Here is a 21225-nt window from a genome sequence, read left to right on the forward strand (position 1 = left end):
CGGCGTGAATATGTCGTAATCATTGGCCCTCCTGCTCTGTATACAACGGTATGGATTCCGCATGACCGGTTAGATCGCCGGGTAAATTAGGATATGGACAGGGACTTTGTGCCATGAGCTACAAGAGCGACATTGAGATTGCCCGCGAGGCGAAGAAGCAGCCGATTCAGGAGATTGGGGCGAAGATTGGGATCGAGTCTGCGGATTTGCTGCCCTATGGCCACGACAAGGCGAAGGTGAGCCAGGACTTCATCAACTCGGTTCAGGGCCGCGAGGACGGTAAGCTGATCCTGGTGACCGCAATCAACCCGACCCCTGCGGGTGAGGGCAAGACCACGACTACCGTGGGTCTGGGCGACGGTCTGAACCGCATCGGCAAGAACGCGATGATCTGTATCCGCGAGGCTTCGCTTGGTCCGAACTTCGGTATGAAGGGCGGCGCTGCGGGGGGCGGTTATGCGCAGGTTGTTCCGATGGAGGAGATGAACCTGCACTTCACCGGCGATTTCCACGCCATCACCAGCGCGCATTCGCTGCTGTCGGCGATGATCGACAACCACATCTACTGGGGCAATGAATGCGAGATCGACACCCGTCGCGTTGCCTGGCGGCGTGTGGTCGACATGAACGACCGCGCCCTGCGCCAGATCACCGCGTCTCTGGGCGGCGTCAGCAACGGTTTCCCGCGTGAGGCCGGTTTTGACATCACCGTGGCATCCGAAGTGATGGCGATCCTGTGTCTGGCCAACGACCTGAAGGACCTGGAAAAGCGCCTGGGCGACATCATCGTGGCCTATCGCCGTGACAAAACCCCGGTCTACTGCCGCGACATCAAGGCCGAAGGCGCGATGACCGTTCTGCTGAAGGACGCGATGCAGCCGAACCTGGTGCAGACGCTGGAAAACAACCCGGCCTTTGTGCATGGCGGCCCGTTCGCCAATATCGCCCATGGCTGTAACTCGGTCATTGCCACCAAGACGGCGCTGAAAGTGGCCGATTACGTTGTGACCGAGGCCGGTTTTGGCGCCGATCTGGGCGCCGAGAAGTTCATGAACATCAAGTGCCGCAAGGCGGGGATTGCGCCGTCGGCTGTGGTGCTGGTGGCCACTGTTCGCGCGATGAAGATGAACGGCGGCGTGGCCAAGGCCGATCTGGGCGCGGAAAACGTCGATGCGGTAAAGTCGGGCTGTGCCAACCTGGGCCGTCACATCGAGAACGTCAAATCCTTTGGCGTGCCGGTTGTGGTTGCGATCAACCATTTTGTCACCGACACCGATGCCGAGGTGCAGGCGGTAAAGGATTACTGCGCCGATCACGGGGTCGAGGCGGTTCTGTCGCGTCACTGGGAACTGGGCTCGGAAGGCTCGGCCCCGCTGGCCGAGAAAGTGGTCGAGATTGTCGAAGGCGGCTCTGCCAACTTTGCGCCGATCTACCCTGATGAGATGCCGCTGTTTGAGAAGGTGGAAACCATCGCCAAGCGCATCTACCGCGCCGATGAGGTGCTGGCCGACAACAAGATCCGCAATCAGCTGCGCGAATGGGAAGAGGCCGGATATGGCAACCTGCCGGTCTGCATGGCGAAGACGCAGTACAGCTTCTCGACCGATCCCAGCCTGCGCGGCGCGCCCACCGGCCATTCGGTTCCGGTGCGTGAGGTCCGCCTGTCGGCAGGTGCTGGCTTTATCGTGGTGGTCTGCGGCGAGATCATGACCATGCCTGGTCTGCCGCGCAAACCTGCCGCGGAAACCATCTGCCTGAACGATGCAGGTGAGATTGAGGGCTTGTTCTAAGCCGGTTTACAAACCATCTCGTGATCCGGGAAGCCGGGTCACGAGGAGATCGCCATGTCCAATCTGAAACCTCCGCAAGACTGTCAATCCATGCATGAATTGCGGGGTCAGATCGACATGCTGGATCACCGCCTGATCGAGATGCTGGTGACGCGGTCGCGCTATATCGATCGCGCCATTCAGCTGAAGCCGACCGAGGGGCTTCCGGCCCGCATCCCGGACCGTGTGGAACAGGTGGTGCAGAACGCGCGCATCAATGCGCAGGAGCTGGGGCTGGACCCTGATCTTGCCGAACAGCTGTGGCGCATTCTGATTGACTGGTCGATTACGCGCGAGGAGCGTGTGATCGGCGCTGACTGACAGGCCGGGCGCATATGCGCCCGCTCCGCTTTTTGAAAGAAGGGACGACAGAATGGTAGCCCAGGTTATCGACGGTAAGGCCTTTGCCGCCAAGGTGCGTGCGCAAGTGGCCGATCAGGTTGCAAAGCTGAAAGAGGAAAACGGCATCACCCCCGGCCTGGCCGTGGTTTTGGTGGGCGAAGACCCGGCCAGCCAGGTCTATGTGCGCTCGAAGGGCAAGATGACGGTCGAGGTCGGCATGAACTCGTATGAGCACAAGCTGGACGCCGATACCTCCGAGGCGGACCTGCTGGCGCTGATCGACCAGCTGAACAGCGACCCGGCGGTGCATGGCATTCTGGTGCAGCTGCCGTTGCCGGGGCATCTGAACGAGGATCTGGTGATCAATTCGATCGACCCGGCCAAGGATGTGGACGGGTTCCATATCTCGAATGTGGGCCTGCTGGGGACAGGTCAGAAATCGATGGTGCCCTGCACGCCGCTGGGCTGCCTGATGATGCTGCGCGACCACCATGGATCATTGTCGGGGATGGATGCGGTTGTGATTGGCCGCTCGAACATCGTGGGCAAGCCGATGGCGCAGCTACTGCTGGGCGACAGCTGCACCGTGACCATCGCGCATAGCCGCACCAAGGACCTGCCCGACGTGGTGCGCCGCGCCGACATCGTGGTCGCCGCCGTGGGCCGTCCGGAAATGGTGCCCGGCGACTGGATCAAGGAAGGCGCCACCGTGATCGACGTGGGCATCAACCGGATCGAGCGTGACGGCAAAAACAAACTGGTCGGCGACGTCGACTACGCCAGCGCCTCCGCCCGCGCCGGCGCCATCACCCCGGTCCCCGGCGGCGTCGGCCCCATGACCATCGCCTGCCTGCTGGCCAACACCCTAACCGCAGCATGCCGCGCAAATGGATTGCCAGAGCCTGAAGGGCTTACCGTTTAAAACCGGCGATCTGGCGGCGGGGCTATCCTCAAATTGCCAGATAGCCAATCCCGGCAAAGGCGATCAGGCAGCCTAGCCATTGTAGGGGGACCATTCTCTCTTTCAGGATAGCCCAGGCCAGCACAACAGTCAGCAACCCGAAAACCGAGGCCGCAACCGAAGCATATTGCGCGTTGGGCAGCCCGCCCGCCGACACCACACTCAGGATCGCCACCGCATCCAAAGCCCCCATCGTACACAGCAGGGGCAGCGCTTTCAGGCCGGGCCACAGTGTTTTGCGCGCGGCGAACGCGATGACAGCCAGCGCGGGGATGGCGGTCAGGCGACCGATCAGGGATACGGTGAATTCATCGCTCAGCTCGGTTGCGTATTGCCCCATGGCAAAGGTTGTGGCGAAGCCGATTGCGGCCAGCAAAGAGAATAGGATTGTGGGGCCGGGGGGCGGGTAATCTGGCCCTTCGCCCTCGGATCGTGCAGCGACGATGGAAACACCGACGCCAATGGCGATGATCGCCAGCCAATGCCAGAGGCTGACCTCGGACCCGCGCCAGATCGCGATACCGACGGACAGGACCGGATAGCTGGCCACAAGCGGGGCCACCAGCCGTACCGGGCCGCGCTGAAACGCGGCATACATGCTGAGACCGGCCAACAGGTAAAAACCGCCCGCCACGATGGCATAGGTCAGCGCCGAAGCCGAGATCGGCGAAAATCCCGACCAGCCTGCCACAAGCGCAAACTGCAGCACAGCGCCCGAGACAAGGACTGCCATCAGTGAGGCAATGATGCTGACCGATTGGCTGACATATCGCACTGCGAGGTCGTGAAAGCCCCAGCACAACGCAGCTAGCAGACCCAGTGTAAGGGCGCTCATCCGGTTGCCTCGAAGGGCCGGGCATGCCCGGATTGACCGTCTCTTTCTTTCGCATTCATCCGCGCCAACATGTCACTGGTGATAAACTTATTTTCCTGATATGCAATATCTATTGGCGACAGCAACGCGGAGTTCAGACCTATGTCATCAGCTTTGAGCCAGTTTGGTGGCGAAGAAAAGCTGCGGGCAGTGGTCGAACGGTTCTATGACCGGATGGAGACCGACCCGGCGGTGCATGCCCTGCACAGGTTGCATTTCCGCGGTCATGGGTTGAATCACACCCGACAGGCGCAGTTCGAATTCCTGAGCGGGTTTCTGGGTGGTCGGGCCTATTACCGCGAACGTTTCGGCCATATGGACCTGCGGGAAATCCACGCGCATGTGCCCATACGTGAGGCCGATGCCGAACTTTGGCTGGAAACATTTGATGCCGCGTTGGCGGATTGCGACATGGAAGGTCCGGTGGTCGACAGAATGCGCACCACCCTACGCCGCGCAGCCCTGATGCTGGTCAATGATGTGCCCGATTGGCGGGTTGAGGCTGATCAGAACTGATCAGAGCTGCCGCAGACTGGCGTAGATCTGCGACGTGTGCCTGAATTGATTCCCGGCAATGCGGTCACTGTCTGCAATCATGTCCTGCACCGCATCCGCTGATCCAAGCCAGTCCATGGCGCAGTGATGGTTTGCGGGATCGCCCATCCATGATTGGATCGTACCGTGTACCAGCTCGGGGTGGAACTGCACGCCCCAGGCGTTGTTCGAAACCCGCAGGGCCTGTACGGTGCAGCCCTCAGACTGCGCCAGAACCGTTGCATCGGGGGGCAGGTCGGCAACCTCGACCCCATGCCATTGCAGCACCGGGAACGTGCCGGGCAGGGGCGCGAACAGGGAATCCCCAGATGCAGCGCCTGTTAGATGGATGGGCAGCACACCGATCTCTGGCGTTTGCATGGGCCTGCACGTGCCCCCCAGGGCATCGACCAAAAGCTGATGGCCCAGACATATGCCGAAATACGGGAGGTTTAGGTCATGAACCCATGTCCTGATCGCCTGTTTCTCGGGCTCCAGCCACGGATGCGCCTGTGTTTCCCAGACATCCATCGGGCCGCCCAGAACCAGCAACAGATCGAACCGGTCCAACGTTGGGATCGATTGCCCGTCAAACAGACGCACGATATGGGTCGTATCGCCATGCGAGGCGATGTGGTCGGCAAACGCGCCGGGGGTTTCACCCGGAGTGTGTTGAAAGATCAGAACATTCATGAGGCGAGCGTTCGACTGAAATAATAGAGGCCGCAGGTCTGACTGCGGCCCCGTAAAGATATCGGGATCGCCGGATCAGATATCCAGCGTGTTGTCCTTTTCCCAGCGCGAGAAATGCGACACGAACGAGTTCCATTCCTGATGTTTCATCTTCAGGAACGCGGAGGAGAATTCGGCCCCCATCATCGCCTTCAGCTCTTTGTCCTTGTCGTATTCGCGAAGGGCGTCCAGCATGTTCAGCGGCAGTTTGGGCGCGCCACGTACCTTGTGACCCTCGGCATACATGTCGATGTCCCAGCGCTTGCCCGGATCGGCCTTGGACCGGATGCCGGACAGACCCGCCGCGATGATCACCGCCTGCAACAGATAGGGGTTGGTGGCCCCGTCCGGCAGGCGCAGTTCGAACCGGCCGGGGCCGGGGACGCGCACCATATGTGTGCGGTTGTTGCCGGTCCACGTGACCGTGTTCGGCGCCCAAGTGGCCCCCGACATGGTGCGCGGCGCGTTGATACGCTTATAGCTGTTGACCGTGGGGTTGGTGATCGCCGCCAGTGCGCTGGCGTGTTTCATGATGCCGCCGAGGAAATGCTTGCCGCGTTCCCCCAGACCAACCTCGCCGGTGGGGCCTTCGCCTTCGCCCGCGAACACGTTGGTTTTCGCATCCGCACCGGGCGCGTCCCAGACCGAGATATGGGCATGGCAGCCATTGCCCGTCAGCCCTTCGACCGGTTTGGGCATGAAGGTGGCCCGAAGCCCGTGCTTTTCGGCCACCGATTTGGTCATGAACTTGAAGAAGGAATGCTTGTCGGCAGTTTTCAGAACGTCATCAAACTCCCAGTTCATCTCGAACTGGCCATTGGCGTCCTCGTGGTCGTTCTGATAGGGGCCCCAGCCCAGTTCCAGCATGTAATCGCAGATCTCGCGCACAACGTCATAGCGGCGCATCACCGCCTGCTGGTCGTAGCAGGGCTTTTCAGCGGTATCGAACGGATCGCTGATCTGCTCGCCATCGGGGGTCAGCAGAAAGAACTCGGCCTCGATGCCGGTCTTGACATGCATCCCTTCGGCGGCGGCCTCGTCGATCAGGCGGCGCAGTACGTTGCGCGGGGCCTGGGCGACATCCTGCCCCTCCATCACGCAATTGCCCGCGACCCAGGCAACCTCGGGCTTCCACGGCAATTGGATCACCGAAGACGGATCGGGCACCGCCAGCATGTCCGGGTGCGCCGGGGTCATGTCCAGCCAGGTGGCAAACCCGGCAAAGCCCGCACCGTCTTCCTGCATGTCGGCAATCGCCTGCGCGGGCACCAGTTTGGCCCGCTGCCCACCGAACAGGTCGGTGAACGAGATCATGAAGTATTTGATGCCTTTTTCTTTTGCGAAAGCTGCGAGATCTGTTGTCACGATGGCTTTCCTTTCCCTGTTGAATGTCCGTGTTTCAAAACAAAAAACGCGACCCCCGTCAGGGGGCCGCGCCGCGTTGGATCTAGAACCCGTCCTTGCCCGGATACCAGGTGGTGCCCGCCAGCGGCACCCGCGCCATGGCGGCGGCCTCCATCGTCAGGGCGCACAGATCTTCTGGTTCAAGGTTGTGCAGGTGGTTGTGGCCGCAAGCGCGGGCGATGGTCTGCGCCTCAAGCGTCATGACCTTCAGATAGTTGCGCAGACGCCGACCCGCATCGACCGGATCAAGTCGCGCGGCCAGATCTGGGTCCTGCGTGGTGATCCCTGCGGGATCCTGACCCTCGTGCCAGTCGTCATAGGCACCGGTGGTGGTGCCCAGTTTCTGGTACTCGGATTCCCATTTGGGATCGTTATCCCCCAGCGCCACCAGAGCAGCCGTGCCGATGGCCACCGCATCCGCGCCAAGCGCCATCGCCTTGGCCACGTCGGCCCCGGTGCGAATCCCGCCCGAGATCACCAGCTGCACCTCGCGATGCACGCCCAGATCCTGCAAGGCCTGCACGGCGGGGCGGATACAGGCCAGCGTCGGCAGGCCCACATGTTCGATGAACACATCCTGCGTGGCAGCGGTGCCGCCTTGCATCCCGTCCATGACCACCACGTCCGCCCCGGCCTTCACCGCCAGCGCGGTATCGTAATAAGGCCGCGTCGCGCCCACTTTGACGTAGATCGGCACCTGCCAATCGGTGATTTCGCGCAGCTCCAGGATCTTGATCTCAAGATCATCCGGGCCGGTCCAGTCGGGGTGGCGACAGGCCGAACGCTGGTCGATCCCCTTGGGCAAAGTGCGCATCTCGGCCACGCGGTCGCTGATTTTCTGACCCAGCAGCATCCCGCCGCCACCGGGTTTTGCGCCCTGACCGACCACAATCTCGATCGCGTCGGCCTTGCGCAGATCGTTGGGGTTCATCCCATAGCGCGACGGCAGATACTGATAGACCAGTTTGCTGGAATGGCCGCGCTCTTCGGGCGTCATGCCGCCATCACCTGTGGTGGTTGAGGTGCCCGCAGCCGATGCGCCGCGTCCCAGCGCCTCTTTCGCGGGGCCGGACAATGCGCCAAAGCTCATGCCTGCGATGGTGACCGGGATGTCCAGCTGGATCGGGTTCTTGGCAAAGCGCGTGCCCAGCGTTACCGAGGTATCGCAGCGTTCGCGATAGCCCTCCAGCGGATAACGCGACACGGATGCGCCCAGAAACAGCAGGTCGTCGAAATGCGGCACCTTGCGTTTCGCGCCGCCACCCCGGATGTCATAAATACCGGTGGCCGCAGCACGCCGAATTTCGGCGTTGATCGGGTTTGAGAATGTCGCCGACTGGATCGGCACGGTGCGGGGGGTCTGATCGTCCATATCTTTCATACCCTTTATCCTTAGTAAGCGGCCGAGTTGTCGACGTCGAAATTGTAAAGCTGACGGGCCGAGCCATAGCGTTTGAACTCTTCTGGCTTGGCATCCACGCCCGCGCGGTCCAACAGATCCCTGAGGATGTCCAGATGTTCGGGCCGCATCTCTTTCTCGATGCAATCCGCGCCCAGGCTTTTGACCGAACCGCGCACGAACAGCCGCGCCTCATAAAGCGAATCCCCCAGCGCGTCGCCCGCATCGCCGCAGACCACCAGATTGCCGGCCTGCGCCATGAAGGCCGACATATGGCCGATATTGCCCTGCACCACGATGTCGATGCCCTTCATCGAAATGCCGCAGCGCGAGCTGGCATTGCCCTTGATCACCAGCAGCCCGCCATGGCCCGTGGCCCCGGCATATTGGCTGGCGTCACCATCGACGATGACCTGACCAGACATCATGTTTTCGGCCACACCCGGCCCGACCGAGCCTTCGACCCGCACGGTGGCCTGCTGGTTCATGCCCGCGCAATAATACCCGGTCGAGCCTTTCACCGTCACTTCAATCGGTGAGTCCAGCCCCACGGCAATTGCATGACTGCCCTTGGGGTTCACGATTTCCCAGCTGGTCTGGTTGGTCTCGGCCGACTGCGCTTGCAGGGCAGAATTCAGCCCCCGCAGGCCATTTGCTTCAAGATCATAGGTCTGCATGTCAGGCGGCCTTTTCCGTGGTTGTGGGGCTGTCATTGTGGGACCAGAAATATACCGTGGCGGGCTCGGGCTCCCACACGCGGGCGTCTTCGATACCGGGCAGGTTGACCAGCGCGCGATATTCGCTGCCAAAGGCCACATATTGATCGGTTTCCGCCATCACCGCCGGTTTGCAGGCAATCGGGTCGCGGACCACGCCGAACCCGTCTTTGGTGCCGACGACAAAGGTAAAGAACCCGTCCAGATCCTCAAGACTGCTTTCCAGTGCCTCGCCCAGAGAGGCCCCATTCATCATTTTCCAGGTCAGATAGGCGGCACCGACCTCGGTGTCGTTTTCGGTCTGGATCACCACACCTTCACGACGCAGTTTGCGGCGCAGCGAATTGTGGTTGGACAGCGACCCGTTATGCACCAGACACTGATCGGGCCCGGTGTTGAACGGGTGCGCGCCCATCGTCGTCACCGCCGATTCCGTCGCCATGCGGGTGTGGCCGATGCCGTGGGTGCCGCTCATGCTGCTGATGTCAAAGCGCGCGGCCACGTCCTTGGGCAGGCCGACCTCTTTGTAAATCTCCAGCATCTCGCCCCGGCTCATGATCCGTACCGAGGGCCGCAACTCGGCCAGCGCGGCCCGTGCCGCTTCGAACTGACCGGCTGGCACCTCAAGCACCGTATGCGTGTCATTGTCGGTCTGGCTAACCGCCGCGCCCAGGCGCTGGCCCAGCTCGTCGGCCAGACCTGCAAAATCTTCGCCGGGATTGGGCGATTGCAGGGTCATCTTGGTCTTACCACCTGATTCCTCACCATAAATCGCAATACCCGCGCTATCGGGGCCACGGTCCGTCATGGTGATCAGCATGTCTGTCAGCATATTGCCCAATTGCGGTGCAAGAGACTGATCTTTGAGGAATAATCCAACAATTCCGCACATGGCTGGCAGATCTCCTTGTGTGTTTCTCTATGATTCGAACGTACCAATAAATTGGAGGGACATCAATAATCATAGGAAAATAATTTTCCTGAGAGGCAATGGGCGGAACCTCTGATTTTCCGCCCATTGCCGGGGTTCAAAGCCGGATCAGTACCGTTCCAGCTGTGCCTTCACCTTCTCTTCATCTCCGGTGTGGCGCGCCTTTTCCAGATGCTCGCCTTCACGGACGAACTGGATGCGGTGCCAGCCGAGCCAGAAGATAACACCCACGATGACCATCAGAACTTCGTACCCCTGGAAGGGATAGATCGGTCCGACATCGGCAAGATCGACAGCCCAGCTTGTATATCCGTTTGTAGACATGTCTTTCTCCTTTACTTCGCTGCGATGCCGCGGGCGGCAAGTTCTTGTTTGTCGGCCTCGATGATCGCCGCCTTGGCGTCTTCGTAAGCATGGTGTTCGGCGTAATCGAGACCCTGAAGCTCAACCTCTTCGGGGATACGCAGAACGCCCGCCGCTGCCTGCATTTTAGCCAGAATCCAGCCCGGCAGGAAGCCAAGAACAAAGAACATGATGACCGCGCCGGTGATCTGACCGATCGGGTTGATCGTTGCATAGCCTTCGTATGGCGACGAAGGCACGCCCCACAGAACAAAGCCCGAGATCACAAGACCCACGAACCCGGCATAGCCGTGCACCGCAACGGCCCCAACGGCATCGTCCAGCTTGAACCGACGTTCGACCCAGTAGTGCAGCTTGTACACGATCACGACACCAATCGCGGCAATGATCATCGCCTGAATCGGATGATACAAGTCGTTGCCAGCCGAAGCGGTGATAATACCAGCGAGCCCGCCTGAGAAGGTCCAGAACGCATCGCCCTTGGATATCACATAGGCCGCCATCAGACCGCCCGACAGTGACATCAGGAAGTTGAAGGTGATCGCCGACAGTGTGGTAGGGGCCAGATAGATATTGGTCGCGGTCCAGGTGATACCTGTGATCTGACCGTCAATGCCTTCGGGTGAGATCAACGGGACGTTACAGGCTGCGTAGAAGCCCCAGAAGCCGGTATAGATCAGGAAAATCCCGATGGTCAGCATCCACGGGTTGTGCGGCGGGATATCGCGCGGCGTGCCATCCTTGGCGAACTTGCCCAGACGCGGACCCAGAACCATGATCACACCCAGCGCATAGCCGCCTGCAATCGCGTGGATAACCCCGGATGCATAGGCGTCATGATAGCCCAGAAGGCGCACCATCCAGCCGCCATAGTGCCAGCCCCAGGCCGCGTCGATGATCCACCAGACCGAACCGATCATGACCGCGTGGACCCAAAGGGCCGAGGATCTGATCCGTTCAATTACCGATCCCGAAACGATCGAGGCCGCCGTCCATGAGAATAGCAGGAACGCCGCCCAGAATACGCCTGTGATTCTGTCGGAGGTATTGGTGCCCATGGTGTCTGCCCATGGCAGGTTTGCGGCACCGGCTTCGGCATCCAGCCCGCCCCAGAACGGGAAATTCGGGAACGCCCAGTAAATCCACCATCCAAAGAAGAAGAACGTGACCGTCACCAACGGAATGATCATGATGTTTTTCATCAATGTGTGCATATGGTTACGGGCACGGCTTGCGCCGACCTCGTACATGCAAAAGCCCACATGGATGAGGAACATGAAGACGACCGTGACCCAGTAATAAAACTCGGTAAAGATCGTTGTTAACGCATTTAGGTTTCCATCCACTTCGTAGTCTCCCTGTTGTTCCAGCAGGAGGGTTTTTGCGTAGAATTTCCTGCTGGGAATATTTATCTACTCAGGGGACAATTTCATCGACGACCTGTCAATAGATATGTGGGGCAAATATCTTTATGGGACTTGTTTTTCGCATGGTCAGATGTATCGAAATTCAGCCTATTGCATTGATAAGTAACAATTTCAGCGAATATACATGTGCGTTTTAGGGTGCAAAAATTGCAGCCTAATATTCCCAACAGGAAAAATTTCTGCACATGGGTGTTGATTTTCAATCCGACATCAGCCTCAATATGCCGGTAAAGCCAACCAAGCAATAACCAAACAACGGGAGACCTGAACATGGCCATTCTTTGGAGGACGTCCGCCCTTGCGCAGCGCCACGCCGAAATCGGCGGCGAACTTGAAGACTGGAACGGTATGGGAACCGCATGGTTCTATGACCACAGCCCCGAACGTGCCAAAGCCGATTACGAGGCCATCCGCACCAAGGCTGGTCTGATGGATGTGTCGGGTCTGAAAAAGGTCCATGTTGTGGGCGAACACGCGGCGCAGGTGATTGACCGTGTCACCACGCGGAATGTCGAAAAGATCATGCCGGGGCGGTCAACCTATGCCGCGATCCTGAATGATCAGGGTAAGTTCGTGGATGACTGCATCATCTATCGTCTTTCTGTGAACAGCTGGCTGGTGGTGCATGGCACCGGAACCGGAATGGAGCAGCTGAGCACCGTCGCCGCCAGCAAGAACTGCGCGGTGATCTTCGACGACAACCTGCATGACATGTCGTTGCAGGGCCCGGCCTCGGTCGAGTTTCTGGCCCAGCATGTGCCGGGCATCCGCGATCTGGCCTATTTTGGCATCATGCAGACCAAGCTGTTTGGCCGTCCGGTCATGATCTCGCGCACGGGCTATACCGGCGAACGCGGGTATGAGATTTTCTGTCAGGCCAAGGATGCGGTGCATCTGTGGGACAGCATCCTGTCCGAAGGCAAGGATCTGGGCATCGTGCCGGTGCAGTTCTCGACCCTCGATCTGCTGCGCACTGAAAGCTATCTGCTGTTCTATCCCGGCGACAATTCCGAAACCTATCCGTTCGACAATGAAACCTGCGGTGATACGCTGTGGGAGCTGGGTCTGGAATTCACCGTCTCGCCCGGCAAGACCGGCTTTATCGGGGCCGAAAACCACTATGCCGCGCAGGGCAAGGAACGGTTCAAGATCTACGGCGTTCTGCTTGAGGGCACGACCCCGGCGGATGAGGGCGCGGACCTGCTGCAAAATGGCGAAAAGGTCGGCGTTGTCACCTTTGGCATGTATTCCGAGGTCAACGGCCACAATGTCGGCATCGCCCGGATGCCGGTGGACTGTGCCGCGCCCGGCACCCAATTGACGGTGCGCAACGGCGACGGCACCGAGATCGCAGCAACGGCGCAAGAGATGCCGTTCTACGACAAGGACAAATCCATCAGAACCGCAAAGGGCTGAGTTTCAGGGGGCGCGACGGACATACCGTGGCGCCCTTTTCCGATTTGAGGGCAAAATGTCAAAGTTCGAATTTCCCAAGTCAATCGCAAGCCGCCCGGTCTGGGGCACGCTAGAGGTTCGCCAGGGCGACCATCACCTCATGATTGCCGAGGCCGAAGGGGCCGAGGCCATCCTTGACATAGCGACACCCGACCTGATGGCGAAAACCCATCTGATCTATATCCCGAAAGGGACGGATTACTCGGAAAAGCTGTGCGAGCTGACCCCTGCGCAATACTATGAAGGCCCCTCATATGAGGCCGCATTGCAGCGCATTCGCCGCGTGCTGGAGGATGCGCATATGGGGTTGCAGGTCTATCTGACCGGGACCGAGGGCATGATGGGCCAGGCCATGAATGAGGTCACAGCCGTCGGCTTGCCGCATACCGCGATCCAGACCGAACATCGCGGCTCGGTCGCGCGGCGGATGCAATGCGTACACTGCAAAGGCATCACCGAAGATGTCGAGGTTGACCCGTTTGTCTGCGCCCATTGCGGTCTGAACCTGTTTGTCCGCGATCACTATTCGCGCCGCCTTGCCGCCTATCAGGGCGTCCGCGTGGATGCCGAGGATCATGGCAACGTGCCCGAACCAAAGGGGATCTACGAATGAGCGGCGCCGAGAAAATTCAGGTCAAAGTGACCGAAATCACCCCGCTGAACGATCTGGTGACGCGGTTTCGCTTCGAACGCGTTGATGGCGGGCAATTGCCCACCTTTTCAGGCGGCGCGCATACGGTCGTCGAAATGCAGGACGGTTCCATCACGCGGCTGAATCCCTATTCGCTGATGTCCGATCCTTTTGATCAGTCGTCTTACACAATCTCGGTCCGGCGCGACGATCAGGGTCGGGGCGGGTCGCTCTATATGCACCGTCAGGTCAAGCTGGGCGATGAAATGACCATCAGCTATCCGGTCAACCTGTTCTCACTTGATCTGCGCGCGCGCAAGCATCTGTTTCTGGCCGGTGGCATCGGGATCACTCCGTTTCTGGCCCAGATCAAACAGCTGGAGCTGCTGCACGGCCATTGGGAACTGCATTACGCCTGCCGCAATCAGGCGCTGGCCTCTTATGCGGATCAGTTGACAGATCGCCACCCGAATGAGACGCATCTGTATTATGACGATCTGAAACAGGTGATTGATCTGGAAAACCTGCTGAGCGGGCAGCCTTTGGGAACACATGTCTATGTCTGCGGCCCCAAGGGCATGATCGACTGGGTGCGCCGCACCGCCGCCGCCGAAGGTTGGCCCGAGGATTGCGTCCATTACGAAGAGTTTCTGGCTCCGCAGCCCGGCAAACCGTTCGAAGTGCGGCTGGCCGCATCGAACAAGGTTGTGCATGTGGGCGAAAACGAAAGCCTGCTGGAAGCGATGGAGCGTGAAGGCGTCGATGCGCCCTATCTGTGCCGCGGCGGGGCCTGCGGACAATGCGAAACCGTGGTGCTGGATCACGACGGCAATTTTGTGCATCGCGATCACTGGCTGACCGACGAAGAAAAGGCGGCAGGCAAGAAAATCATGCCCTGCGTTTCGCGTTTCGAGGGCAAGTCCCTCGTGCTGGACCGCTGAGAGGAGGCCCGACATGACCATTCAATTCAACGATGAATCCTTCCGCGACGATTATACGTTCCACAACTCGGACTGGGCGATCAAACGCTTTCCGTTCCCGTTTCACGAAGACAGCTATATGTATTCGGTCAACATGGAACAGCACCGGGGCGGGCCCAAGGGCTCGGTCTATGAGATGCGGTTCGATGTGGACGAACACTATGTCTCCGAAATGAAAGACCGCGCCATCGTGCTGGATCAGGATCCGCTGCGCTGTCAGTCGCTGCCGCATATGACCCTGGCAGGCTGGGATCTTTTGGAGCTGATCATGGTCAGCAAGTCCGAGGACTACCCCGACCTGTTTGAGCTGCATCGCAACGGCAATCAGTGGCGCTGGATCAACAAGCCGCTGGGGATCGACCACAGCTTTACTTTCATGGATGAAACCACGCTGCCTTATGGACCGATGGAATACATCACCCGTCAGGCGCAGGGCGATTTCGCCGTGCTGGATCAGCGCGATGAGATGCTGTGGATGGATGCCGGGATGGTGACAACACAGGCCGACTGGAGCCTGGATTTCGACATCGGCATGAACTTTTTCGAATGGCACGCCCCGGTCCCCAAAGCCCATGAGATGGGGATTTTCAAACGCGCGCTGAAGTTTTTGCTGAACATCCAGCAGGGCGCGCCCGCGCGGCGGCTGAACTGGACCATGACGGTGAATCCGCTGTTGGATACCAGCCCGGAAAACTATCATAAATGGGGCATTCAAAAGACCACGCTGACGCCCGAAAACATTGCCCACAAACAGCATCTGCGGGTCGAATTGCAGACGTTCTTCCGTCTGCCGCGGTCGAATGCGCTGGTCTTCCCGATCCGCTGTTATCTGTGCAGCTTTCAGGATCTGATGACGGTGCCGAAATGGGGTCGTCGCCTGCACCGTGTCATCCGCGACCTGCCCGTGGAACTTGCCACATACAAAGGCTTCATCGACAACCGCCCGATGATGCTGGACTACCTCAGCCAGTTTGACGATGGCCTGCCGACATCGCCGGGCATCTGGCCGGATCTGGACACAGAACCGCCTTTGCAGAAGTAACCCCAGAAGACTGGAATATGCGCCACGGCCTGGTGCCGTGGCGTTTCAGTTTGTCTGCGGATAGCTGATCACCGACAGATACCGCGCGGGCAGGCTGACCAGCCGTTCCGGGCCATGCGGAGCGTCGGCGTCAAAGAACAGGGTGTCACCTGCGCCAAGCGGGTAAATCTGGTCACCATGGCGGTAATCGACTTCGCCCTCCAGCATGTAAATCGTTTCGATCCCGCCATGCTGAAAGGTCGGGAACACGTCGGATTCGGCGGTCAATGTGATCAGATAGGGCTCAACAATCACGCCCGACCCATTGGCACCGATATGGCCCAACAGATTATATTGGTGATTGGCGCGGGTGCCTTCGCGCTCCAGTTCCACCCCTTCGCCAGCCTTGGTATGAACGGCTTCGCGACGTTCCTCGAACTGGCGGAAGAAACTGGTCAAAGGGACCGACAGCGCATCGGCCAGCAACTGCAACGTGGTCAGGGAAGGCGAGGTATTGCCGTTTTCGATCTTGGACAGCATCCCGATCGACAAGCCCGTCAACTGTGCAAGTTCGGCCACCGTAATGTTTTGCTGTTTGCGAAAGGCACGCACTTCGCGGCCGATGGCGACCTCAAGCACTTTTTCACGTTCACCTGTACGAACGGAATGCGGATTCTGCGTCAGATTGGTCGTCATGTCTGTGTCGCGTTTTTTCAATGTATCGCTTTCAACACCTTGCTATACGTGTCCAAATCGGCTGCGCAAGCAACTGCGTTGCAATACCCAATTCCAATTGGGCTATTATAGCACCTGATATTCCTGATAGTAAAATAATCATGCTGACAGAGAAGAAAATCGAGATTGGGTTTCTGTTGTTCGACGGGTTTCCGATGGCCTGCCTGACATCAGTGATCGAACCCTTGCGGGCCGCAAACGAGATTGCGGGGCACGAGGCGTTCTGCTGGTCGCTGGTGACGGAGGACGGGGGCAAGGTTCGGTCCAGCGCCCAGGTCCGGTTCGAGGCCGAGAGCGACCTGTCGAACTGTCAGTCGATCGATATTCTTTTCCTGCTCAGCAGCCCGACATCGCGGTTTCAGAACCCGACGCAAGGCAATGGCGCGTTGCGCATGCTGGCACGTCACGGGACCATTCTGGGGGGAATAAGTGCGGGTGTGTTTCCGCTGGTCCGCTCGGGCGTCATGATAGACCATCCGGTTTCGGTTCACTGGTGTTACGAGGCCGCGTTCGAAGCCGAGTTCCCGGGCATGGACGCCCGGCGTGAGGTGATCGTAACCAACAACTCTCGCTATACCGCCGCCGGGGCTGCCGCCGCGTTCGATCTGGCACTGCATCTGATTCAAGACCGTCTGGGCGGCGATGTCGCGCATGAGGTTGCCTGCTGGTTTCAGCATCCCCTGATGCGGGGCGAAGGCGTGCGCCAGCAAGTGCCGGATACCAGCCAGCCCGACACGGGTGAAACACTGCCGCCGCTGGTGGCCAAATGCGTTGAGCTGTTTGCCAGTCGTTTCAGCGACCCGATTTCTATTGCCGAATTGGCGGATCAAACCGGCGTGACGCCCCGCCAGATCGAGCGGGCCTTCAAACAGGCCACCGGCCAAAGCCCCAGCCACTACTTTCGTGCGATGCGCATGAAGGCGGCACGGCAGATGGTTGTCTATACCAAAGACCCCATTGCCGATATTGCCGCCGCCATAGGCTTCAGCTCGGTCACGCCTTTGGTCACGCATTACCGGTCCGCCTTCGGGCTCAGCCCCAGCGAGGACCGCCGCCGCATCAACCGATTTCGCGTCGAAGACAACGCGCCCTTGCCCTCAAGCTGAGATCACAGCGCCGATGTCATTGCCGCCACTACGGCATGATGCAGCGAACCCGCCGAAGATCGAGGGCCGTACAGGCTGAATGAACCGGGTGCGCGACACAGGACAAAACACCCAAGATGATGGATCGATGTGCGTGCCGCCTCACCGGGTGCCATTTTGCGGCAATCCAGAATGCACAGCAGTTCGAGAACCGCCAGAACATCGCCCCCGATCAGATCAAACCGGGCCCAGGCGTCGGTCTGTTCCGAGACGGATGCAGAATCGTCGGTACAGTCTTTCACCTGATGCGCCAGATCTTCGTGGGTGTCGAACGGAGCTTCGAGCATCCACTGATCCGGCCCGGTCCAGAACGCTGCTACGGTATCGCCTGCGAATTTACCCACATCCGGGGCGGCGGTGCCGGTCAGTTGCGCAAGCGCGGTGCGGGCCTGCGCCTCGCGACCAGCGCGGGCCGCGACCGAGGTTAATGCCACACCGGGCACCTCGGTGCAGGTGACGCTGCCGACCGTATCGACACGTGGCTCAGATCCGCCCAAAGCGGTTATTGCAACAAGATCATGCACGAAGCCGTTCTCCCTCGGGGTCGACAAAATGGGCTGAAACGATCTCGACCTCGACGGTCAGATCGGTCAGCGGTGACACAAGGCGCATCTTTTCGCCCTGCCTGTCACTGCCGTTTTTCAGAAAACCAAGGCCGATATGGCTGTCCAGCGACGGCGAAAAGGCGGCCGAGGTGATATAGCCCTGATCATGGGCGGCATCGACAGGGCCGGAAGCCGCCATCAGATGCCCTCCGGCGGTGATCTTGTCGGCATTGTTCACCGGCCTGACACCCACCATGCTCAACGCATCCGCTTCATTCAGACCTTGGCGTTCGCACAGGGTTGATCCGATGCTGTCCTTCTTCTTGGACACCATCCGGCCCATGCCAAGGTTCAACGCCGTGGTGGTTCCGTTCAACTCATTGCCAGCGGCGTGGCCTTTTTCGATCCGCATCACGCCCAACGCTTCGGTGCCATAGGGCACAACATCGAACTCTGCGCCCTCGGTCATCAGCCGCCGCATCAGTGCATCGCCATAGCGCGCAGGCACCGCGATTTCAAAGGCCAGCTCACCCGAGAAGGAAATGCGGAACAGCCGCGCCCGCAGCCCGCCGCAGACGGTGATGTTGCCGCAGGCCATAAAGGGAAAGCCCTCGTTCGAGATGTCGAATTCCGGGTCCACGATCTTTTGCAGCAGCTTGCGCGAATTGGGGCCGGCCACCGCATATTGCGCCCAGGCCTCGGTGGTCGAGATCAACTGAACATCCATATCCGGGAACAGGCATTGCCGGACGAACTCCATATGCTGATAGACTTTGACCGCATTGGCCGTGGTTGTTGTCACAACGAAATGATCTTCGGCCAGACGTGCGGCGGTGCCATCATCCATGGCAATGCCATCCTCGCGCAGCATCAGGCCATAGCGGGTTTTACCTACCGCCAGCTTGGCAAAGCCATTGCAGTAGATGCGGTTCAGGAAATCCGCGGCATCAGTGCCCTGCACGTCGATCTTGCCAAGCGTCGTGCAATCGCACACACCGACCGAGGCGCGGGTCTGGCGCACTTCGCGGTCAACGGACTGACGCCAATGCGTCTCACCCGGCAGGGGGAACCATTGCGCCCGCAGCCAGTTGCCAACCTCGACAAAGACAGCGCCGCGTTCCTTGGCCCAGTAATGCGAGGGCGTCAGGCGGGTGGGATGAAACTCCTGCCCTTTCATACGCCCGGCAAAAGTACCGATGGGCACCGGCGTATAGGGCGGGCGGAATATGGTCGTGCCCGTTTCGGGGATCGACTTGCCCGCCAGTTCGGCCATGATCGCCAGACCGCCCATATTCGAGGTTTTGCCCTGATCGGTCGCCATGCCCAGCGTCGTATAGCGTTTCAGATGCTCGACCGAACGGAACCCTTCCTGATGGCTCAGCTTCACATCCTTGACCGTCACATCGTTTTGCTGATCCAGCCATGCGCGCGCACAGCCTTGCACATACCAGAAAGGTGTGTGGGAGACCGGGTCATCCTCGGCCTTTGGCAAATCAGGTGTGCTGTTCAGGTCAAGCGCGTCAGCAGCCGCTTGCGCTCCGGATTGCAGGGCACCGTGGGTCGACATCACGCCATTCGCCGCGCCCGCAACCGTCAGGCCGGGGGGCAGATCCGCGCCCGGAACAAAGGCGGCCAGATCCGCGTTCCAAACGGGCCGTCCCCGCTGATGGCAGGTCAGATGCACGTTGGGATTCCAGCCACCGGATACGCCAAGCGCGCCACAGTCCAATGTGCGGGTCGATCCGTCGGCCAGCTTGACCTCAACAAAACTCAGGCCCAGACGGCCTTTGGTATCAACGACCTGTGCGCCCGCAAGCACTTCGTAGTCATAGCTGATCGGCGCATCGGGCCGCACATCCACAACGGCAGCGATCTTAACACCCTTGGCGTGTAGATCGGTGGCGGTGCGGTGGCCGTCATCATTGTTGGTAAAAATCGCCACGCGCTGCGCCGCCGTGGTGGCAAAGCGGTTGGCATAGCTGCGCAGGGCCCCGGCCAGCATGACGCCGGGACGGTCATTGTTTTCAAACGCGATCGGGCGTTCGGTGGCCCCGGCACACAGCAGCGCCTTTTGAGCATAGATGCGCCACAGAATCTGGCGCGGTTTGCCGGCGGGCAGGGTGGGCAGATGGTCGCCCGTGCGTTCGACCGCACCATAAATGCCATGGTCAAATGCGCCGATCACGGTGGTGCGCGGCATCAGACGCACATTGGGCAGCGCCGAAAGCTCGGTCAGCACCTGCGCCACCCAGACATCAGCAGGGTCGTCGTTCAGCGCAAATGTTTCGCTGTTCAGCCGCCCGCCAAGCGCGAAATCCTCATCCGCCAGAATGACATCGGACCCGGCCCGCCCAGCCGTCAATGCGGCAGCCAGACCCGAGGGGCCTGCACCGATGATCAGCAGATCGCAATGCCGGAACCCCTTGTCGTATTCGTCAGGGTCTTCTTGCATCGACAGCGATCCCAGACCGGCAGCGCGGCGGATGATCGGTTCGTACAGTTTTTCCCAGAACGCCGCAGGCCACATGAACGTCTTGTAGTAGAACCCCGCCGACAGGAAGTTCGAAAACCTGTCATTGATCGCCAGCGCATCAAATTTCAGACTGGGCCAGCGATTTTGCGAATTCGCCTCAAGCCCGTCGAACACCTCGATCGTCGTGGCGCGGGTGTTGGGTTCCTGCCGGTTGCCGGTGCGCAGTTCGACGATGGCGTTGGGTTCTTCGGATCCTGCGGTCAGCACGCCGCGCGGGCGGTGGTATTTGAACGACCGTCCCATCAGGCGCACGTCATTGGCCAGCAGGGCCGAGGCCAGCGTATCGCCCGGATGCGCCGTATAGCTGCGATTGTCGAACGTGAAGGTCAGGGTTGTGGTGCGGTCGATCTGGCCACCGCTCAGCCTGTTGCTTTGGGTCATTTCGAACGTCCCTGTGCCCGGGCCACGTCTCGGGCCAATTCCACGTCTGTGATCTCATGCGTGACGGTATTGCGGGTCACAACCAGCCACGACCGGTCGCCGCCTTCGTGAAACCACAACTCGCGATGCAGACCGGCGGGATTGTCACGCAGATAGGCATAATCGTGAAACGCCGCCACCGCGTCGTCGCCCTGCCAGTCGGGGCGGTCAATCAGCGATGCGTCGCCCAGATAGACAAATTCGGAGCTGTCACGCGGGCCCAGCAAGGGATGATGGATGATCATGGC

21 protein-coding genes are annotated in these 21225 nt (G+C 59.8%); 9 read left to right on the top strand and 12 right to left on the bottom strand.

Features of this window, described 5'->3' with window-relative positions:
* Window positions 1-113: 113 nt before the first annotated feature.
* The 3 genes from ACR0AG_RS01360 to folD are packed head-to-tail and all read left to right on the top strand — an operon-like array spanning window position 114 to window position 3093.
* Entirely contained in the window at window positions 114-1790 is a 1677-nt protein-coding gene (locus ACR0AG_RS01360; protein ID WP_480835625.1) for a formate--tetrahydrofolate ligase, read from the top strand.
* A gap of 54 nt (window positions 1791-1844) precedes the next feature.
* Window positions 1845-2150, top strand: a complete 306-nt coding sequence (locus ACR0AG_RS01365; protein WP_480835627.1) for a chorismate mutase — start codon at window positions 1845-1847, stop codon at window positions 2148-2150.
* Window positions 2151-2202: 52 nt separating this feature from the next.
* Entirely contained in the window at window positions 2203-3093 is an 891-nt protein-coding gene (gene folD / locus ACR0AG_RS01370) for a bifunctional methylenetetrahydrofolate dehydrogenase/methenyltetrahydrofolate cyclohydrolase FolD (protein WP_480835629.1), read from the top strand.
* 28 nt (window positions 3094-3121) lie between these two features.
* Here the strand turns inward: folD and ACR0AG_RS01375 are convergent, their stop codons facing one another.
* Window positions 3122-3967: an EamA family transporter gene (locus tag ACR0AG_RS01375; protein ID WP_480835631.1), complete on the bottom strand. Its 846-nt coding sequence runs from the start codon at window positions 3965-3967 to the stop codon at window positions 3122-3124.
* A gap of 141 nt (window positions 3968-4108) precedes the next feature.
* On the opposite strand from ACR0AG_RS01375, the gene ACR0AG_RS01380 reads away from it, so the two are divergent.
* Window positions 4109-4522 (top strand): group II truncated hemoglobin, encoded by a 414-nt coding sequence (locus ACR0AG_RS01380; RefSeq protein ID WP_480835633.1) that lies wholly within the window; start codon window positions 4109-4111, stop codon window positions 4520-4522.
* On the opposite strand, the gene ACR0AG_RS01385 is transcribed toward ACR0AG_RS01380, so the two are convergent.
* The 7 genes from ACR0AG_RS01385 to ACR0AG_RS01415 all read right to left on the bottom strand — a co-directional run bounded on the left by ACR0AG_RS01385 (window position 4523) and on the right by ACR0AG_RS01415 (window position 11431).
* Window positions 4523-5233 (bottom strand): type 1 glutamine amidotransferase, encoded by a 711-nt coding sequence (locus ACR0AG_RS01385; protein WP_480835635.1) that lies wholly within the window; start codon window positions 5231-5233, stop codon window positions 4523-4525. It lies immediately after the preceding gene.
* A gap of 75 nt (window positions 5234-5308) precedes the next feature.
* The gene (gene glnT, locus ACR0AG_RS01390; protein ID WP_480835639.1) at window positions 5309-6637 is read right to left on the bottom strand and encodes a type III glutamate--ammonia ligase; all 1329 of its coding nucleotides are present in this window, start codon (window positions 6635-6637) and stop codon (window positions 5309-5311) included.
* A gap of 82 nt (window positions 6638-6719) precedes the next feature.
* Window positions 6720-8048 carry an FMN-binding glutamate synthase family protein gene (locus ACR0AG_RS01395; protein ID WP_480836853.1) on the bottom strand — a complete coding sequence of 443 codons (1329 nt, stop codon included), beginning with the start codon at window positions 8046-8048 and terminating at the stop codon, window positions 6720-6722.
* Between the two features lie 20 nt (window positions 8049-8068).
* Entirely contained in the window at window positions 8069-8752 is a 684-nt protein-coding gene (locus ACR0AG_RS01400) for a protein GlxC (protein WP_480835641.1), read from the bottom strand.
* Between the two features lies 1 nt (window position 8753).
* Entirely contained in the window at window positions 8754-9683 is a 930-nt protein-coding gene (locus ACR0AG_RS01405; RefSeq protein WP_480835643.1) for a class II glutamine amidotransferase, read from the bottom strand.
* Window positions 9684-9830: 147 nt separating this feature from the next.
* Window positions 9831-10046, bottom strand: a complete 216-nt coding sequence (locus ACR0AG_RS01410) for a hypothetical protein (protein ID WP_480835645.1) — start codon at window positions 10044-10046, stop codon at window positions 9831-9833.
* A gap of 11 nt (window positions 10047-10057) precedes the next feature.
* The gene (locus ACR0AG_RS01415) at window positions 10058-11431 is read right to left on the bottom strand and encodes an ammonium transporter (RefSeq protein WP_480835648.1); all 1374 of its coding nucleotides are present in this window, start codon (window positions 11429-11431) and stop codon (window positions 10058-10060) included.
* Between the two features lie 351 nt (window positions 11432-11782).
* Between ACR0AG_RS01415 and ACR0AG_RS01420 the strand changes: the two genes are divergently transcribed.
* Genes ACR0AG_RS01420 through ACR0AG_RS01435 form a run of 4 tightly spaced genes read left to right on the top strand, consistent with a single transcriptional unit; the run spans window position 11783 to window position 15620 of the window.
* Window positions 11783-12928, top strand: coding sequence for an aminomethyl transferase family protein (locus ACR0AG_RS01420; protein ID WP_480835650.1), 1146 nt, complete (start codon window positions 11783-11785; stop codon window positions 12926-12928).
* A 55-nt stretch (window positions 12929-12983) separates the two neighbouring features.
* Entirely contained in the window at window positions 12984-13580 is a 597-nt protein-coding gene (locus tag ACR0AG_RS01425; RefSeq protein WP_480835651.1) for a dimethylamine monooxygenase subunit DmmA family protein, read from the top strand.
* A complete protein-coding gene (locus ACR0AG_RS01430; RefSeq protein ID WP_480835654.1) occupies window positions 13577-14539 on the top strand; it encodes a PDR/VanB family oxidoreductase in 963 nt (320 codons plus the stop codon). The genes ACR0AG_RS01425 and ACR0AG_RS01430 overlap by 4 nt, the downstream gene beginning before the upstream one ends.
* Window positions 14540-14552: 13 nt before the next feature.
* Window positions 14553-15620, top strand: a complete 1068-nt coding sequence (locus ACR0AG_RS01435; protein WP_480835656.1) for a heme-dependent oxidative N-demethylase family protein — start codon at window positions 14553-14555, stop codon at window positions 15618-15620.
* A 45-nt stretch (window positions 15621-15665) separates the two neighbouring features.
* Here the strand turns inward: ACR0AG_RS01435 and ACR0AG_RS01440 are convergent, their stop codons facing one another.
* On the bottom strand, window positions 15666-16295 hold the full coding sequence (locus ACR0AG_RS01440; protein WP_480835658.1) for a helix-turn-helix domain-containing protein: 630 nt from the start codon (window positions 16293-16295) through the stop codon (window positions 15666-15668).
* A gap of 140 nt (window positions 16296-16435) precedes the next feature.
* Here ACR0AG_RS01440 and ACR0AG_RS01445 point away from each other — a divergent pair, with 140 nt between their 5' ends.
* Window positions 16436-17440, top strand: a complete 1005-nt coding sequence (locus tag ACR0AG_RS01445) for a GlxA family transcriptional regulator (RefSeq protein ID WP_480835659.1) — start codon at window positions 16436-16438, stop codon at window positions 17438-17440.
* Between the two features lie 2 nt (window positions 17441-17442).
* On the opposite strand, the gene ACR0AG_RS01450 is transcribed toward ACR0AG_RS01445, so the two are convergent.
* From ACR0AG_RS01450 to ACR0AG_RS01460, 3 genes are read right to left on the bottom strand one after another with little or no spacing between them, the layout of a single operon-like run.
* A complete protein-coding gene (locus tag ACR0AG_RS01450; RefSeq protein WP_480835661.1) occupies window positions 17443-18003 on the bottom strand; it encodes a sarcosine oxidase subunit gamma in 561 nt (186 codons plus the stop codon).
* Window positions 17996-20938, bottom strand: a complete 2943-nt coding sequence (locus tag ACR0AG_RS01455; RefSeq protein ID WP_480835663.1) for a sarcosine oxidase subunit alpha family protein — start codon at window positions 20936-20938, stop codon at window positions 17996-17998. The genes ACR0AG_RS01450 and ACR0AG_RS01455 overlap by 8 nt, the downstream gene beginning before the upstream one ends.
* On the bottom strand, window positions 20935-21222 hold the full coding sequence (locus ACR0AG_RS01460) for a sarcosine oxidase subunit delta (protein ID WP_480835666.1): 288 nt from the start codon (window positions 21220-21222) through the stop codon (window positions 20935-20937). The genes ACR0AG_RS01455 and ACR0AG_RS01460 overlap by 4 nt, the downstream gene beginning before the upstream one ends.
* Window positions 21223-21225 lie beyond the last annotated feature (3 nt).

It is taken from the genome of Ruegeria sp. H6 (genome assembly GCF_056532975.1).

What these genes read in the sequence shown, in the direction of transcription:
- ACR0AG_RS01405 (WP_480835643.1), bottom strand. Translation starts at nt 9,683, where the DNA reads ATGTGCGGAATTGTTGGATTATTCCTCAAAGATCAGTCTCTTGCACCG.
- ACR0AG_RS01375 (WP_480835631.1), bottom strand. Translation starts at nt 3,967, where the DNA reads ATGAGCGCCCTTACACTGGGTCTGCTAGCTGCGTTGTGCTGGGGCTTT.
- ACR0AG_RS01385 (WP_480835635.1), bottom strand. Translation starts at nt 5,233, where the DNA reads ATGAATGTTCTGATCTTTCAACACACTCCGGGTGAAACCCCCGGCGCG.
- ACR0AG_RS01360 (WP_480835625.1), top strand. Translation starts at nt 114, where the DNA reads ATGAGCTACAAGAGCGACATTGAGATTGCCCGCGAGGCGAAGAAGCAG.
- ACR0AG_RS01395 (WP_480836853.1), bottom strand. Translation starts at nt 8,048, where the DNA reads ATGGACGATCAGACCCCCCGCACCGTGCCGATCCAGTCGGCGACATTC.
- ACR0AG_RS01440 (WP_480835658.1), bottom strand. Translation starts at nt 16,295, where the DNA reads ATGACGACCAATCTGACGCAGAATCCGCATTCCGTTCGTACAGGTGAA.
- ACR0AG_RS01445 (WP_480835659.1), top strand. Translation starts at nt 16,436, where the DNA reads ATGCTGACAGAGAAGAAAATCGAGATTGGGTTTCTGTTGTTCGACGGG.
- ACR0AG_RS01420 (WP_480835650.1), top strand. Translation starts at nt 11,783, where the DNA reads ATGGCCATTCTTTGGAGGACGTCCGCCCTTGCGCAGCGCCACGCCGAA.
- ACR0AG_RS01400 (WP_480835641.1), bottom strand. Translation starts at nt 8,752, where the DNA reads ATGCAGACCTATGATCTTGAAGCAAATGGCCTGCGGGGGCTGAATTCT.
- ACR0AG_RS01455 (WP_480835663.1), bottom strand. Translation starts at nt 20,938, where the DNA reads ATGACCCAAAGCAACAGGCTGAGCGGTGGCCAGATCGACCGCACCACA.
- ACR0AG_RS01410 (WP_480835645.1), bottom strand. Translation starts at nt 10,046, where the DNA reads ATGTCTACAAACGGATATACAAGCTGGGCTGTCGATCTTGCCGATGTC.
- ACR0AG_RS01430 (WP_480835654.1), top strand. Translation starts at nt 13,577, where the DNA reads ATGAGCGGCGCCGAGAAAATTCAGGTCAAAGTGACCGAAATCACCCCG.
- ACR0AG_RS01365 (WP_480835627.1), top strand. Translation starts at nt 1,845, where the DNA reads ATGTCCAATCTGAAACCTCCGCAAGACTGTCAATCCATGCATGAATTG.
- folD (WP_480835629.1), top strand. Translation starts at nt 2,203, where the DNA reads ATGGTAGCCCAGGTTATCGACGGTAAGGCCTTTGCCGCCAAGGTGCGT.
- ACR0AG_RS01435 (WP_480835656.1), top strand. Translation starts at nt 14,553, where the DNA reads ATGACCATTCAATTCAACGATGAATCCTTCCGCGACGATTATACGTTC.
- ACR0AG_RS01460 (WP_480835666.1), bottom strand. Translation starts at nt 21,222, where the DNA reads ATGATCATCCATCATCCCTTGCTGGGCCCGCGTGACAGCTCCGAATTT.
- ACR0AG_RS01380 (WP_480835633.1), top strand. Translation starts at nt 4,109, where the DNA reads ATGTCATCAGCTTTGAGCCAGTTTGGTGGCGAAGAAAAGCTGCGGGCA.
- ACR0AG_RS01425 (WP_480835651.1), top strand. Translation starts at nt 12,984, where the DNA reads ATGTCAAAGTTCGAATTTCCCAAGTCAATCGCAAGCCGCCCGGTCTGG.